General features: G+C 72.1%; 13 protein-coding genes. 6 read left to right on the forward strand and 7 right to left on the reverse strand.

The genetic code is table 11. The annotated features are described in order from the left end of the window. Positions 1–15 precede the first annotated feature (15 nt). Positions 16–1,071: a hydrogenase expression/formation protein HypE gene (gene hypE / locus OHB41_RS41405; RefSeq protein WP_266706521.1), complete on the forward strand. Its 1,056-nt coding sequence runs from the start codon at positions 16–18 to the stop codon at positions 1,069–1,071. A gap of 75 nt (positions 1,072–1,146) precedes the next feature. Here hypE and OHB41_RS41410 read toward each other — a convergent pair whose 3' ends face one another. After that, positions 1,147–1,953: a COG4705 family protein gene (locus tag OHB41_RS41410; RefSeq protein WP_266705021.1), complete on the reverse strand. Its 807-nt coding sequence runs from the start codon at positions 1,951–1,953 to the stop codon at positions 1,147–1,149. A gap of 695 nt (positions 1,954–2,648) precedes the next feature. On the opposite strand from OHB41_RS41410, the gene OHB41_RS41415 reads away from it, so the two are divergent. The 5 genes from OHB41_RS41415 to OHB41_RS41435 all read left to right on the forward strand — a co-directional run bounded on the left by OHB41_RS41415 (position 2,649) and on the right by OHB41_RS41435 (position 6,886). Further along, positions 2,649–3,443, forward strand: a complete 795-nt coding sequence (locus tag OHB41_RS41415; RefSeq protein ID WP_266705023.1) for a SigB/SigF/SigG family RNA polymerase sigma factor — start codon at positions 2,649–2,651, stop codon at positions 3,441–3,443. 466 nt (positions 3,444–3,909) lie between these two features. Continuing rightward, positions 3,910–4,590, forward strand: a complete 681-nt coding sequence (locus OHB41_RS41420) for an ABC transporter permease (RefSeq protein ID WP_266705025.1) — start codon at positions 3,910–3,912, stop codon at positions 4,588–4,590. Then, positions 4,587–5,258 (forward strand): ABC transporter permease, encoded by a 672-nt coding sequence (locus OHB41_RS41425; RefSeq protein ID WP_266705027.1) that lies wholly within the window; start codon positions 4,587–4,589, stop codon positions 5,256–5,258. The genes OHB41_RS41420 and OHB41_RS41425 overlap by 4 nt, the downstream gene beginning before the upstream one ends. Beyond that, on the forward strand, positions 5,255–6,190 hold the full coding sequence (locus OHB41_RS41430; protein ID WP_266705029.1) for an ABC transporter substrate-binding protein: 936 nt from the start codon (positions 5,255–5,257) through the stop codon (positions 6,188–6,190). The genes OHB41_RS41425 and OHB41_RS41430 overlap by 4 nt, the downstream gene beginning before the upstream one ends. A gap of 78 nt (positions 6,191–6,268) precedes the next feature. Beyond that, positions 6,269–6,886, forward strand: coding sequence for an RBBP9/YdeN family alpha/beta hydrolase (locus tag OHB41_RS41435; RefSeq protein WP_266705031.1), 618 nt, complete (start codon positions 6,269–6,271; stop codon positions 6,884–6,886). A 403-nt stretch (positions 6,887–7,289) separates the two neighbouring features. On the opposite strand, the gene OHB41_RS41440 is transcribed toward OHB41_RS41435, so the two are convergent. From OHB41_RS41440 to OHB41_RS41465, 6 genes are all read right to left on the reverse strand, one after another. After that, positions 7,290–8,444, reverse strand: a complete 1,155-nt coding sequence (locus tag OHB41_RS41440) for an ABC transporter ATP-binding protein (protein WP_266705033.1) — start codon at positions 8,442–8,444, stop codon at positions 7,290–7,292. Between the two features lie 22 nt (positions 8,445–8,466). After that, a complete protein-coding gene (locus OHB41_RS41445) occupies positions 8,467–9,114 on the reverse strand; it encodes a LutC/YkgG family protein (protein WP_266705035.1) in 648 nt (215 codons plus the stop codon). After that, the gene (locus tag OHB41_RS41450) at positions 9,111–10,598 is read right to left on the reverse strand and encodes a LutB/LldF family L-lactate oxidation iron-sulfur protein (RefSeq protein WP_266705037.1); all 1,488 of its coding nucleotides are present in this window, start codon (positions 10,596–10,598) and stop codon (positions 9,111–9,113) included. The genes OHB41_RS41445 and OHB41_RS41450 overlap by 4 nt, the downstream gene beginning before the upstream one ends. Next, the gene (locus OHB41_RS41455) at positions 10,595–11,350 is read right to left on the reverse strand and encodes a (Fe-S)-binding protein (RefSeq protein ID WP_266705039.1); all 756 of its coding nucleotides are present in this window, start codon (positions 11,348–11,350) and stop codon (positions 10,595–10,597) included. The genes OHB41_RS41450 and OHB41_RS41455 overlap by 4 nt, the downstream gene beginning before the upstream one ends. 95 nt (positions 11,351–11,445) lie before the next feature. Further along, positions 11,446–12,894, reverse strand: a complete 1,449-nt coding sequence (locus OHB41_RS41460; RefSeq protein WP_266705041.1) for a rhamnulokinase — start codon at positions 12,892–12,894, stop codon at positions 11,446–11,448. Continuing rightward, positions 12,891–14,930 carry a bifunctional aldolase/short-chain dehydrogenase gene (locus tag OHB41_RS41465; protein ID WP_266705043.1) on the reverse strand — a complete coding sequence of 680 codons (2,040 nt, stop codon included), beginning with the start codon at positions 14,928–14,930 and terminating at the stop codon, positions 12,891–12,893. The genes OHB41_RS41460 and OHB41_RS41465 overlap by 4 nt, the downstream gene beginning before the upstream one ends. Between the last annotated feature and the right edge of the window lie 61 nt (positions 14,931–14,991).

The raw sequence follows: 14,991 nt of genomic DNA on the forward strand, positions 1-14,991 counted from the left end.
ACCACCGACGTGCGGATGCCCGTCCTCGATCCCGCGGCCTGGACCTGTCCGGCGCCGCTGCGCGACCAGCCCCGCGTCGTCATGGGGCACGGCGGGGGCGGGGCGCTCTCCGCCGAACTCGTCCAGCACGTCTTCGCGCCCGCCTTCGGCGGCAGTGTGCTCGCCCAGATGGGCGATGCCGCGGCCCTGTCGCTGGGCGGTGTCCGGATGGCCTTCTCCACCGACTCGTTCGTGGTGCGGCCGCTGTTCTTCCCCGGCGGCAGCATCGGCGACCTCGCGGTCAACGGCACCGTCAACGACCTCGCCATGAGCGGTGCCCGGGCCGCCTACCTCTCCTGCGGCTTCATCCTGGAGGAGGGCGTCGAGATGGAGACCGTCGCCCGCGTGGCCGAGGCGCTCGGTGCCGCCGCGCGCACCGCGGGCGTGGAGATCGCGACCGGTGACACCAAAGTGGTGGAGTCCGGCCACGGCGACGGGATCTACATCAACACGGCCGGGATCGGACTCATCCCGGCGGGCGTCGACCTGCGTCCGCAGCGGGTCGTGCCCGGCGACGTCGTGATGGTCAGCGGCGCGATCGGCGTGCACGGCGTGGCCATCATGAGCGTCCGTGAGGGCCTGGAGTTCGGGGTGGAGATCGAGAGCGACTGCGCGGCGCTCGGCGGGCTGGTCGACGCCATGCTCGCGGTCACCCCCGATCTGCACGTGCTGCGCGACCCCACCAGGGGCGGCCTCGCGGCCTCCTTGAACGAGATCGCGGCGGCCTCGGGCACCGGGGTCGTCGTCCGGGAGCGCGAGGTACCGGTCCCGCCGGCGGTGGCCAACGCCTGTGCCGTGCTGGGGCTCGATCCCCTGTATGTCGCCAACGAGGGCAAGTTGGTGGCCTTCGTTCCCCGCGCGCACGCCGACGCCGTGCTCGACGCGATGCGGGCGCACCCACTAGGCGCGGGGTCGACGGTCATCGGCGAGGTGGTGGCCGACCATCCGGGCATGGTGGTGGCCCGAACCGGGCTGGGCGGCACCCGGGTGGTCGACATGCCGATCGGGGAGCAGCTCCCGAGGATCTGCTGACCCCCGGACGGCCGCACGGAGGGCGGGAGGCCGCGAGCCGGTCTCGCCTCCTCCCGCCCCGTGCCGCGCGTCCGCTCACACGGCGCCGGACATCGGGCGCGGGGTGTCCCGGACGTCGTCGCGCGAGACGGCGAGATAGGCGACGAACCCGACGATGGCGACGGTCCAGGCCAGGGTGACGGGCCCCAGCCCGAGTCCGAGGCCGCCGCGCGTGTGGCCGAGGGCCATCCAGTCGGCGATCGAGGCGCCGAGCGGACGGGTGAGGACGTACGCCGCCCAGAAGGCGGCCACGGCGTTGAGGGCGTTCCAGCGGTGCAGGACGGCCGGGACGGCGATGGCGACGGCGTACAGCACGGCCGAGCCCAGGTAGCCGAGGCCGACCGTCGCGGAGAGGTCCCCGGCGGCGGTGCCGAGCGCGAAGGTGGCCAGCACGGTGACCCAGTAGAAGAGTTCGCGCCGGCGGGTGCGGATGCTGTGGATGGAGAGGGTGCGTTCGCTCGCGTACCAGAGGACGAGGACCGCCGCCAGGGCGAGCATGAAGAACGGGGTCGAGACCATGTAGGGCACGCCGAGGCCGACGTGCAGGACGTCCGCGGCCATCGTGCCGAACACGCTGACCATGACGATCGCCGTCCAGTAGATCCAGGCGACGTAGCGGCGGGCGGTGAGCTGGAGGGTCAGCGAGGCCGCGAGGGCCAGACCGCCGAGGCCGACCGCGGGGACGGGGCCGAGCTTCTGCGCGAGGAGGTCCGAGGCCGTTTCACCCATACCGGTGGTCAGCACCTTGATCAGCCAGAAGCAGACGGTGACTTCCGGAACCTTGCTCGCCATGTGGGTGGCGGTGGCGGCGCGACGATGGTGGGTGAGGTGCTCTGTGCTCATGCCCCGCACGATGACATGGCGAACTGGCCTGGTCACAGGGGTCTTTGCCATTGCTTTGGGGCTTCTGGTGCAGGTGTTGCCAGGCGCCGCGGCGAGCCTGAACACAACCTGAACGCATCCGCGGAAACCCCTGGATCCGCTGGCCGGCGACGTGGACTCGGTGATACGAAGGCCGGTCCGCCCGACCGCTCGACCCGACCGCACGGCCCGATCGCGATGCCCGACCGAGCAGCCCGACGCGATGCCCGACCGCTCGACCCGCTCCGGATCTCCACCCGGTGTGGCCGTCCCCGCCCACCGTGCCCGACACGACCCGACCCGACCCGATTCCGGAAATCGCGCACTCGAAAAATTCACGCGTCGACCGCGGAAATGCACGACGCGTGAATGTCCGGCACAGGAGGGGGCGGCGTGTGAATCGGCCGGGGTGCGCGCGAATGAGCCGTGTGCGAATACGGCGGCCTGTTTCCCTGCGCATGTTTCCCTACGCTCCAGCGTCGGTCGGCTGCCCGGTGTCACTTTAATGAACCGAGGGGTTCCGGATGACCGATATGGGGTAATTTAGGGCAGAGTGCTTCGGACAGGAGGCACGTCCGTGGGAGCTGGTCCGCCAGATCCCGGGTGTGCCCCGTCCATCAGTGTGCGCCCGCCCCCATGGACTGCCGGTCAGTAGCCCTGAGGGAGCTGTGAGCGCCATGCACACCACGGTCAGTACGAGGCATCACCCGCACGACGACGCCCCCGACACCGGCGACGCCTTCGCCCGGCTCGCCGGACTTCCCGACGGGCCCGAGCGGGAGGCGCTGCGGGACGAGATCGTCCGCGCCTGGCTGCCCATGGCGCAGCGCGTCGCCGGCCGGTACCGCGGCAGGGGCGAGGCGGCCGAGGACCTCGTGCAGGTCGCGGCGCTGGGCCTGCTGAAGGCCGTCGACCGCTACGACCCCGCCCGGGGCAACGCCTTCGAGAGCTACGCCGTCCCGACCGTCACCGGCGAGATCAAGCGTCACTTCCGCGACCACATGTGGATGCTGCACGTGCCGCGGCGCGTCCAGGAAGTGCGCGCCAGGGTCCGTACGGCGCTCAAGGAGCTCTCGCAGACCACACCGGGCCGGCAGCCCACCGTCGCCGAGATCGCCGCGTGCGCGCACCTCGGCGAGGACGACGTACGCCTCGGGCTCGAAGCCCTGGACTGCTTCGCCACCCTCTCCCTGGACGCCGAGCTGCCCGGCGAGGACGACGGATGCGCGCTGGCCGACACTCTGGGCGAGACGGACGCCGGATTCGACCTGGTCATCGACCGCGAGGCGGTCAAGCCCGCGCTGCGCTGCCTCCCGGAGCGCGAGCGCACCATCCTCTATCTGCGCTACTTCCGCGGAATGACGCAGCTCGGCATCGCCGAGCAGCTCGGGATCTCGCAGATGCACGTCTCGCGGCTGCTCAGCACGTGCTGCAGCACCCTGCGGGAGCAGCTGCTCACCGAGGCGGCGTAGGGCACGGGCCGTGTGGGGCCCGGTGGCGCGCGGCCCCGGCGGTCCGGTGACGGTGTTCCGCCCGGCCGTCCGGCGGGTCGCCCCATCCGGGCGGCCGGGGGGCGGGCTCACTGCCGAACCCTCCCGGGAATGGTTGGCCAGCGGGCCGCCTCTCTTCGAACTACCTGGGTGGACTCGGTCCAAACAAATTCCGGGCGACGGGTTGAGCGCGCCGTCGCCCGATTTCCGCGTGGACCGCGTGATTTCCGAGGATCCATTCCAGCGGCGCGCGCATATCGACCCGAAGATCTGTCGGGCGGGCGGAAACATTTTCCCCGCACTCCGGCACCGCGGATTCCGCCCGATCCGCCCGGGGCGACCGCGGCCGCATGACGACACATGACACCCGTACGCGCGTGCTCGCAGTGACACCCCGTACGGGTCACCAGAACGCGCCGCCCCCCTGCGGGCCCGCTGCAATGGACAGATGACGGCGCCTCCGGACGACTGCCTCGCGCGCAACGAGTGGATCTGCGGTGCGTATCTGAGCACCCGTCGCCAGATCCTGCTCGACGCCGTCGCCCAGCACCTCCAGCTCACCGTGATCGCCGTGCTCGTAGGACTCGCCGTCGCGGTGCCGCTGGCCGTCCTCGCCCGCCGCTGGGGCTGGGCCGCCGGCCCCGTCCTGGCGGTGACCACCATCCTCTACACCGTCCCGTCACTGGCGATGTTCTCGCTGCTCCTGCCCGTGTACGGACTGTCGGCCGCACTCGTCGTCGCCGGCCTCGTCCTCTATTCGCTGACCCTTCTCGTACGGAACATCCTCGCGGGCCTGCGCGCCGTCCCCGAGGAGACCCGGCAGGCCGCGCGCGGCCTGGGATACGGGCCGGTCAGGTTGCTGCTCACCGTGGAGCTGCCGCTCGCCGTGCCCGCCGCGATGGCCGGGCTGCGGATCGCCACCGTGTCCGCCGTCTCGCTGGTCACGGTCGGCGCGATCGTCGGCTTCGGAGGCCTCGGCAACCTCATCTACGCGGGCATGAACACGTACTTCAAGGCGCAGGTCCTCACCGCGTCCGTGCTGTGCGTCGTCATCGCCGTCGCGGCGGATCTCCTGCTGCTCGGGGTGCAGTGGCTCATCACCCCCTGGACCCGCGGAGCCCGCGGATGAACACCCTGGCCGAGGCCTGGCACTGGCTCGGCGACCCCGCGCACTGGACGGGCGACGACGGAGTTCGGCACCGCCTCGCCCAGCACCTCGTCCTCACCGTCGTCTGCCTGGTCATCAGCTGCCTGATCGCCCTGCCCGTCGCCCTCGTCCTCGGCCATCTCGGGAAGGGCGGCGCGCTCGCGGTCAACATCTCCAACGTCGGCCGGGCCGTCCCCACCTTCGCCGTCCTCGTCCTCCTGCTCCTCACCCCGCTCGGCAGGTACGGCGAGGGGCCCACGGTCGTCGCACTCGTGCTGTTCGCCGTCCCGCCGCTGCTCACCAACGCGTACGTCGGCATGCGCGAGGTCGACCGCGGCGTGGTGCGGGCGGCACGCGGCATGGGGATGACCGGGCGACAGATGCTGTTCCAGGTCGAACTGCCCCTCGCCCTGCCGATGGTGATGAACGGCGTCCGGATCGCCGCCGTCCAACTGGTCGCGACGGCCACCATCGCCGCGCTCGCGGGCGGCGGCGGGCTCGGCCGGATCATCACCGCGGGATTCAACCTGGCGAGCACCCCGCAGGTCGTCGCGGGCGCCGTGCTGGTCGCCGTGTTCGCGCTGATCGTCGAGGGGATCTTCGAGACCGCCGAACGGCTCGCGCCCCGCTGGGTGAGAGGCGCGCGGTGAAGCGACACGCCGTCCTCGCCGGTGTGCTCCTGCTGGCCGGCTGCGCCACCGGCCCGTCCCTGGAGAACCGCGGCGCCGTCACCGCGCCGCCCGGCGACAGCAAGCACCTGACCGTGGGCTCGGCCGGATTCACCGAGAGCGACCTGCTGGCCCAGATGTACGCCCTGCTGCTGAAGCAGGCCGGGTACAGGACCTCCATGCTCACGGTCGCCAACCGCGAGCTCTACGAACCCGCCCTGGAGTCCGGCCAGATCGACGTCGTTCCGGAGTACGCGGCCACCTTCGCGGACTGGCTGAACGCCAAGACCCACGGGGCCGACGCACCACCGGTCGGCTCGCCCGACCTCACCGCCACCATGAAGGCGCTGCGGTCGCTCGCCGCACCCCGCGGGCTCACCGTCCTCGATCCCGGCAGGGCCGTCGACCAGAACGCCTTCGCCGTGACCGGCCGGTACGCCCGGCAGCACCGGCTGAAGAACCTCAGCGACCTCGGGGCGTCCGGTCTGAAGGTGCGGCTCGCGGCGGGCGACGAGTGCGTCAAGCGGCCCTACTGCGAACCGGGCCTGAAGAAGACGTACGGCATCGACATCACCGCGGTCGATCCGAAGGGCGTCGGCACGACCCAGGCGAAGCAGGCCGTGCAGAGCGGCCGGGACCAGATGGTGCTCACCACGACGACGGACGCGACCCTGGGCGAGTTCGGGCTCGTCCTGCTCGCCGACGACAAGCACCTGCAGAACGCCGACTACGTCGTGCCCGTCGTCAACCGCTCGCGCGCGGGCAGCGAGAACGTCACCAAGGCGCTCGGCGCGCTCAACGGCGTGCTCACCACCGCGGACCTGGCGTCCATGAACCAGCAGGTGGACAGCTGGCGACGGCTCCCGGAGGACGTGGCACGCGCCTATCTGAAGGAGAAGGGCCTCCTGAAGTGACCGGCTGTACATGACGGGCCCGGGCGACTGTACGGGGCCGCTGGACCCGGCGGCGTGGCATGCCCGACGATCACCCTCATGACCTCGATCCCGGCCTCGCCCTCGACCTCGCGCTCCTTCCTGATCCTGCACGGCTGGCAGAACCGTCGCCCCGAAGGCCACTGGCAGCACTGGCTGGCCGGTGAACTGGCGGCCCGAGGGCAGGACGTGACGTACCCGCAGCTCCCTGATCCCGACCACCCGTCGCTGACGTCCTGGCTCGACCGGCTGCACGCCCACCTCGACGCGCAGGAGCACGAGCGCGTGGTCGTCTGCCACAGCCTCGCCGTCCCGCTGTGGCTGCACGCGGCGGTTCGTGGCACGGTCCGCGCCGACCGGGTCCTGCTGGTCGCACCGCCGTCCGAGGCGGTCATCGCCGGCTACGAGGACATCGCCGGTTTCTGCCGCTCGGGTGCCACCGCGGCGCACCTGCGCGCAGCGGCGCCGGTGACCCGGCTCGTGGCCACGGACAACGACCCGTACTGCCTGGGCGGTGCGGCCCAGGAATACGGGGTGCCCCTCGGCCTCGACACCGACGTCGTCCCCGGCGGCGCGCACCTGGACCTCGAAGCGGGCTACGGTTCCTGGCCCTCGACCCTGTCCTGGTGCCTCGACGAAACGACCCGCATCGCCCCCCGCCCACCGAACGCCCCATAGCCGACGCGCGCCCCGCCCCCCCCGCAGGGGGCGCGGGGAACGGCGCGCCGAGCCCCCACGCACCCGCACCTGAGTCCCGCCGATACGCCTTCCCCGGCACCCCGGTTCAGGGACCGCCCTGCAAGGGGCGCGGGGAACGGCGCGCCGAGCCCCCACGCACCCGCACCTGAGTCCCGCCGATACGCCTTCCCCGGCACCCCGGTTCACGGACCGCCCTGCAAGGGGCGCGGGGAACGGCGCGCCGAGCCCCCACGCACCCGCACCCGAGTCCCGCCGATACGCCTTCCCCGGCACCCCGGTTCAGGGACCGCCCTGCAAGGGGCGTGGGGAACTGCGCACCCAAACGCCGCCCGCACCCAAACCTCACCCCCCAGCGCACCCACCCCCCAACCCAGCGGAGCGCCTACGCCTTGGTTACCGAGTCGAACGCCACCTGCCCCCGCGCCACCCCCCGCGCATCCGCGTCCACCGAGCGCCGCAGCGCCTCGTGCAGCTTCGCCGGGGTCAGGACGCCGAGGAACCGCGCGCCTTCCAGTACCGCGACCCACCCCGCGTCGTGCTGGAGCATGACACCGAAGGCCTGTTTCAGCGGGGCACCCACGGGGACCCATGAGTCCATCCGGTGGACGTGGTCCCCGACGGAGCCGCCCCCGGTCAGCTCATCGACCCCCACCCAGCCGTGCAGATCACCCTCGGCGTCCAGCACCACCGCCCAGCGGGCGCTCCCGGCACGCAACCGCTCGGCGGCCGGCCCGGCGGACTCGTCCATGCTGGCGACGGGCGGCTGTTCCAGGTCGTCGTGCTGGATCTCGGTGACCGACAGCCGCTTCAGCCCTCGGTCGGCCCCGACGAACTCGGCGACGTACTCCGTGGCCGGGGTGCCCAGGACGGCCCCCGGCGTGTCGAACTGCTCGACGCGCCCCTGCCCGTACACCGCGATGCGGTCGCCGAGCCGGACCGCCTCCTCGATGTCGTGCGTGACGAACAGCACCGTCTTGCGCACCGACTCCTGCATCCGCAGGAACTCGTCCTGCAACTGCTCGCGGACCACCGGGTCGACGGCCCCGAAGGGCTCGTCCATCAGCAGTACGGGCGGGTCCGCCGCGAGCGCCCGTGCCACACCGACCCGCTGGCGCTGACCGCCCGACAACTGGTCCGGATAGCGGGATCCGTACGTCTTCGGGTCCAGGCCCACCAGGTCGAGCAGCTCGGCGGCGCGGGCCCGGGCCTTCGCTCTCTTCCAGCCGACCAGCGTCGGAACCGTCGCCGTGTTGTCGAGGACGGTCCGGTGCGGGAACAGGCCCACCTGCTGGATGACATAGCCGATCCGCCGGCGCAGCCGGACCGGGTCGACCGTGGCGACGTCCTCACCGTTCACGAGGATCCGGCCCGAGGTCGGTTCGATCAGCCGGTTCACCATCATCATGGTGGTCGTCTTGCCGCAGCCCGACGGGCCGACGAGCGTGACGAGTTCGCCCTCCGCGACCTCGAACGAGAGGCCGTCCACGGCCGTCGTGCCGTCCGGATAGCGCTTGGTGACCTGTTCGAACCGGATCATTCCCTCACGCTATCCGCGCCCGTCACCCGCCGCTCACCAGCACCACCTCCAGGGTGCGGGGACCGTGCACCCCCTCGACCCGGTCGAGTTCGATGTCGCTGGTCGCCGACGGGCCGGAGATCCAGGTCAACGGGCGGGCCGGGTCGAGGCGCTCCAGCGCCTGGGGCACGGAGGAGACGACCTGCCCGGGAACACGGACGACACAGATGTGGTGGTCGGGGACCAGCGTGATGCGGCGACGGCCCTGGTCGGGGCCGCCGTCCAGGACCAGGGTGCCGGTCTCTGCGATCGCCACAGCGCACCCGGTGACCACGCTGTCGACCCGGTCCAGCTCGGCCGAGGTGTCCTCGGCCCGGTCCGGTACACGCGTGACCTCGGTCGCGGCCAGCCATGTCTCGTCGAGACCCGCCGGTACGACCACCGAGGCCGAGCCGTGCGCGGCGAGCAGCCCGGCGACGGTCGCCGCCAGTTCGCCGGCCGCGCAGCGGTGCACGATCGCCCGGTAGTCCGCCAGGTTCTCGGCCAGCAGATCCACCGTCTCCGCGACACTCCGGTCGCCGTGCTCGCGCAGATACCCGCGCGGCACGGCCTGCTCGTACGGCGTGTCGTCCCGCGGAACGTCGGCGAGCGCGCGCCGCACCCGCCCCAGGATCAGCTCCCTGCTGCTCACTTCGGCACGTCCTTTCCGCCTCGTGTCCGCTGCCACCAGTCGCGGAACGGCTCCGCGGGTACCGCCGGCAGGTCCCGGGTGTCGCTCCACGCCCGGCCGGGTCCGGGCAGCGTCCGTGGATGGAAACGGCGCGTCCGGGACGCCAGCCGCTGGCCGGTGCGCAGCGCGCCGGGGTGGCCGAACGCCCAGCGTGCCGCCCGCATGGCGGCCCGCTCGGCGGCGTGCCCCTTCGCGGGCTTGAGGACGACCTTGTTGCCCTTCCGCGTCACCTGGCCGCCCTCGGCGATCCGCTCGCGCAGATGGACGAGGACCTCCGGGATGTCGATGGCGACCGGGCAGACGTCGTAGCAGGCGCCGCACAGCGAGGAGGCGTACGGCAGGGAGGCGTCGATCTCGCTCTCGGTGCCCCGGAGCTGGGGGCTGAGGATCGCGCCGATCGGGCCGGGGTAGACCGAGCCGTAGGCGTGCCCGCCGGCCCGCTCGTACACCGGGCAGACGTTGAGACACGCCGAACAGCGGATGCAGCGCAGCGCCTGGCGGCCGACCTCGTCGGCGAGCGTGTCGGTGCGGCCGTTGTCGATCAGGACCAGGTGGAAGGTCCGGGGACCGTCCGCCGTGTCGGAGTCCGTGGTGCCCGTCCACATCGAGGTGTACGGGTTCATGCGCTCGGCGGTCGAGGAGCGGGGCAGGGTCTGCAGGAAGACCTCCAGGTCCTGCCAGGTCGGCACGGTCTTCTCGATCCCGACGACCGAGATCAGTGTCTCGGGCAGCGTCAGGCACATCCGGCCGTTGCCCTCGGACTCCACCACCATCATCGTGCCGGTCTCGGCGACCATGAAGTTGGCGCCGGAGACACCGACCTTGGCGCGCAGGAACTTCTCGCGCAGATGCAGCCGGGCGGCCTCGGCGAGTTCGGCGGGCGTGTCGGTGAGGCCCTCGGGCGCCGGGCGGCCCCACTCGCTCATCTCGCGGGCGAAGATGTCGCGGATCTCGCCGCGGTTGCGGTGGATCGCGGGGACCAGGATGTGCGAGGGCCGGTCCTTGCCCAACTGCACGATGAGCTCGGCGAGATCGGTCTCGTAGGCGCGGATGCCCGCCGCTTCCAGGGCTTCGTTGAGACCGATCTCCTGGGTGGCCATCGACTTGACCTTGACGACTTCGCTCTCACCGGTCGCCCTGACCAGCTCGACGACGATCCGGTTGGCCTCGTCGGCATCGGCGGCCCAGTGCACGACGCCGCCGGCCGCGGTGACCGACTCCTCCAACTGGACGAGATAGCGGTCGAGATGACGGAGTGTGTGGTCCTTGATCTGTTTGCCGGCCTCGCGCAGGGCCGCCCAGTCGTCGAGTTCGGAGACGGCGACGGCGCGCTTGGCGCGGATCGTGTGGGTCGCGTGGCGCAGATTCGCGCGCAGGGTGGGGTTGTTGACCGCCTCGTGGGCGGCCTCGGGGAAGGCCGGCATGCCGACGAAGGTGCCACTCATGCGCTCGGCTCTCCTTCCGTGCTCGCCAGGATCTCCGCGATGTGGACCGGCCGCATGTCCGTGCTCAGCCGGGTCATCGTGCCGCCGATGTGCATCAGACAGGAGTTGTCGGCGGCGCAGAGCACGTCCGCGCCCGTCGCCTCGGCGTTGCGTACCTTGTCGGCGCCCATCGCGGCCGAGACGTCGGGGTTCTTGACGGCGAAGGTGCCGCCGAAGCCGCAGCACTCGTCGGCGCCGGGCAGCTCGCGCAGCTCGAGTCCCCTGACGGCCTGGAGCAGCCGGCGCGGCCGGTCGCCGAGCCCCAGACTGCGCAGCCCGTGGCAGGTGGGGTGGTAGGTGACGGTGTGCGGGTAGTACGCGCCCACGTCCGTCACCCCGAGCACGTCCACCAGGAACTCGGTGAGCTCGTACGTCTTGGGAACGACCGGGGCGAGCGTGGCCGCGAGGGTGTCGCCGCGGCCTTCGGCCCGTGCCCGCTCGCCCATCCGTGGATAGAGCTCCCGCACCATCGCGCCGCACGACCCGGAGGGCGTCACGATCGCCTCGTACTCAGCGAAGACATCGGAGAAATGCCGGGCCAGTGGTTCGGCCTGATGCCGGTATCCGGTGTTGTAGTGCGCCTGTCCGCAACAGGTCTGGGCCATCGGGAAGTCGACCTCTACGCCCAGCCTGGTCAGCAGTTTCACCACGGCGCGGCCGGTGTCCGGATAGAGCGTGTCGTTGACACAGGTCAGGAACAGAGCGACGCGCATCGCGGCTCCTAGGGATCGATCATCGGATGAGTGCAGAGTACGCGGCGGGCGGGCGCAAGGGGAGTCCCCGCTCGGGGAGCCGGGTCGGTCCCCGCTCACGGACGGACGAGCCGGTCCTGCGCGGCGCGCCAGACGGCCGCGTCGCCCCGGGGCTCGTACCGCCGCAACGGCTGCGTACGGGCGAGGAGCCCCCGCATCGACGTACGGTCGCCGACCAGGCCCTGGGCCCTGGCCTGGACGAGGACGTTGCCGAGTGCGGCCGCCTCCGCCGGGCCCGCCACCACCGGCAGCCCGCAGGCGTCGGCGGTCAGCTGGCAGAGCAGTTCGTTGCGGGTGCCGCCGCCGACGATGTGCACGACGTCGACCGGGTGGTCGGCGAGCTCCTGCGCCTCGGCGACGGCCCGGCGGTGGGCTAGCGCGAGGGAGTCGAGGATGCAGCGGGTGGTCTCGGCACGGGAGCCGGGCACGGGCTGCCCTGACGCCCGGCAGGCGTCGGCGATCCGGGCCGGCATCCGGCCGGGGGCGAGGAAGGCGGCGTCGCCCGCGTCCACGACCGATCGCAGCGCCGGGACCTCGGCGGCGGCCCGCAGCAGTTCGCCCAGGTCGGGGTGGTCCCACTCGCGCAGGCACTCCTGGAGCAGCCACAGTCCCATGATGTTGCGCAGATAGCGGACCGTGCCGTCCACGCCCAGCTCGTTGGTGAAGTTGGCCGCCCGGCTCGCCTCCGTGAGGACCGGCGCGGCCAGCTCCAGGCCCGCCAGGGACCAGGTGCCGGTGCAGATGTAGGCGAAGCGTTCGCCGACGGCGGGGACGGCGGCCACCGCGGAGGCGGTGTCGTGCGAGGCGACGGTCGTCACCGGGACCGGGCCGGTCAGTCCCGTCTCCTCCAGCACCCGGGGCGTCAGGAGGCCGGCCGGGTCGCCCGGCCGGCGCAGCGGCGCGAACAGCTTCAGGTCGATGCCGAGCCGCCCCGCGAGGTCGTTCGCCCACCCGCGCGTCCTCGGGTCGATCAGCTGGGTGGTGGAGGCGTTGGTCAGCTCCGTGCCCGCCTCGCCCGTCAGCCAGTAGGCCAGTAGGTCGGGGATGAGCAGAAGCCTCTCGGCGTGCGCGAGTTGGGCCGTCGAGAGGGCCGCGGTGAGCTGGTAGAGCGTGTTGAACGGGGCGTACTGGAGCCCGGTCGCCGCGTACAGTTCGGCGGCGGGCACGGTGGCCCACACCTGCTCCGCGACGCCCTCGGTGCGGGTGTCGCGGTAGTGCACCGGGTTGCCGAGCAGCGTCCCGTCGGCGTCCAGCAGCCCGTAGTCGACGGCCCAGCTGTCGATGCCGACGGAGTCGACCTGACCGGCGGCGCGCAGTCCGTCGAGCACTCCCGCGTACAGCGCGAGCACGTCCCAGCGCAGCCCCTCGGGGACCCGCACCGGCCGGTTCGGGAAGCGGTGGGCCTCGGTGAGGTCCAGGGTTTCGGGGCCGACGCGGCCGACCATGACGCGCCCGCTGGACGCGCCGAGGTCGACCGCGGCGAAGGTCTTGTGGTGCCCGTTCATCGCAGGAATGCCGCCGCGACGCCGGCGTCGACCGGGACGTGCAGACCGGTGGTGTGCGTGAGGTCTCCGCCGGTCAGCGCGAACACCGCGTTCGCGACGTGCTCGGGCAGCACCTCCCGCTTGAGGATGGTCCGCTGGGCGTAGAACTCGCCGAGCTTCTCCTCCTCGATCCCGTACGTGGCCGCGCGCTGGGCGCCCCAGCCGCCCGCGAAGATGCCCGACCCGCGCACCACCCCGTCCGGGTTGACGCCGTTGACACGGATGCCGTGCTCGCCCAACTCGGCCGCCAGCAGCCGGACCTGATGGGCCTGGTCGGCCTTGGTCGCGGAGTAGGCGATGTTGTTCGGTCCGGCGAAGACCGAGTTCTTGGACGCGATGTAGACGATGTCGCCACCCAGCTCCTGCCGGATCATCACCCGGGCGGCCTCGCGGGAGACCAGGAAGGAGCCGCGGGCCATGATGTCGTGCTGGAGGTCCCAGTCCTTCGCGGTGGTCTCCAGGAGCGGCTTGGAGATGGAGATGCCCGCGTTGTTGACCACCAGGTCGACGCCCCCGAAGGCGAGCACCGCCGCCCGGAAGGCCTCGGCGATCTGCTCCTCGGAGGTCACGTCGACGGTGACGGCGACGGCCCTGTCGGGTCCGCCCAGCGCCGTGGCGACCTCGGCGGCGTTGGCCGCGTTCAGGTCGGCGACCACCACGCAGGCACCCTCGGCCACCAGCCGCTCGGCGATCGCCTTGCCGATACCGCTGCCCGCGCCGGTCACCAGCGCCACCCGGGTCGCGAGCGGCTTGGGCCTGGGCAGCCGCTGGAGCTTGGCCTCCTCCAGCGACCAGTACTCGATGCGGAACTTCTCCGACTCCTCGATGGGCGCGTACGTGGAGACGGCCTCGGCGCCCCGCATCACGTTGATCGCGTTGACGTAGAACTCGCCCGCGACGCGAGCGGTCTGCTTGTCCTTGCCGAAGGAGAACATGCCGACGCCGGGGATCAGCACGATCGCCGGGTCCGCGCCGCGCATCGCGGGGGAGTCGGCGTCGGCGTGCCGCGCGTAGTAGGCCGCGTACTCCTCGCGGTACTCGGCGTGCAGCTCCTTGAGACGGGCGATCGCCTCGGCCGGCTCGACGGTCGGCGGCAGGTCGAGGACGAGCGGCCTGACCTTGGTCCGGAGGAAGTGGTCGGGGCAGGAGGTGCCGAGCGCGGCGAGACGGGGGTGCTCGGCGCGCTCGAGGAAGTCGAGGACGACGTCGGAGTCGGTGAAGTGGCCGACCTGCGCGCGGTCCTGGGAGGCCAGGGCCCGGACGTACGGCGCGAGGGCCGCGGCGCGCGCGCGGCGCTCGGTCACGGGAAGGGCCGTGTAGCCCTCGACGGCCGGCCCGAAGGGCTCGGGCCTGCCGCGCTCGGCGAGGAACGCCTCGGCGGTCCTGATGATGTGCAGTGAGTTGCGTTCGCAGTCGTCGGCCGTGTCGCCCCAGGCGGTGATGCCGTGGCCGCCCAGGACACAGCCGATCGCGCGCGGGTTGGCCTCCTTGACGGCCGCGATGTCCAGGCCGAGCTGGAAGCCCGGCCGACGCCAGGGGACCCAGACCACGGTGTCCCCGAAACACTCGGCGGTCAGCTTCTCGCCGTCGGCCGCGCAGGCCAGCGCGATACCGGAGTCCGGGTGCAGGTGGTCGACGTGGGCGGCGTCCACCAGACCGTGCATCGCCGTGTCGATGGACGGGGCCGCGCCACCCTTGCCGTGCAGGCAGTAGTCGAACGCGGCGACCATCTCGTCCTCGCGCTCCACACCGGGGTAGACCTCCGTCATCGCCCGCAGCCGGTCCAGCCGCAGTACGGCGAGCCCGGACCCGGTCAGCGTGCCGAGGTCACCGCCCGACCCCTTCACCCACATCAGCTCGACGTCGCCGCCGGTCACGGGGTCGGTGTCGGTGCCCTTCGCGGAGGTGTTGCCGCCCGCGTAGTTGGTGTTGCGGGGGTCGGCGCCGAGCCGGTGCGACCGGGCCAGCAGAGCGGCGGCTTCGGGATGGGGTGCCATGTTCCTGGTCCTTAGAGAAAGAGGAGTGAAGAGAGAGGACGTACGAGTGCTGCGGCGCACC

The organism is Streptomyces sp. NBC_01571, assembly GCF_026339875.1.
In the GTDB taxonomy this organism is placed as follows: domain Bacteria; phylum Actinomycetota; class Actinomycetes; order Streptomycetales; family Streptomycetaceae; genus Streptomyces.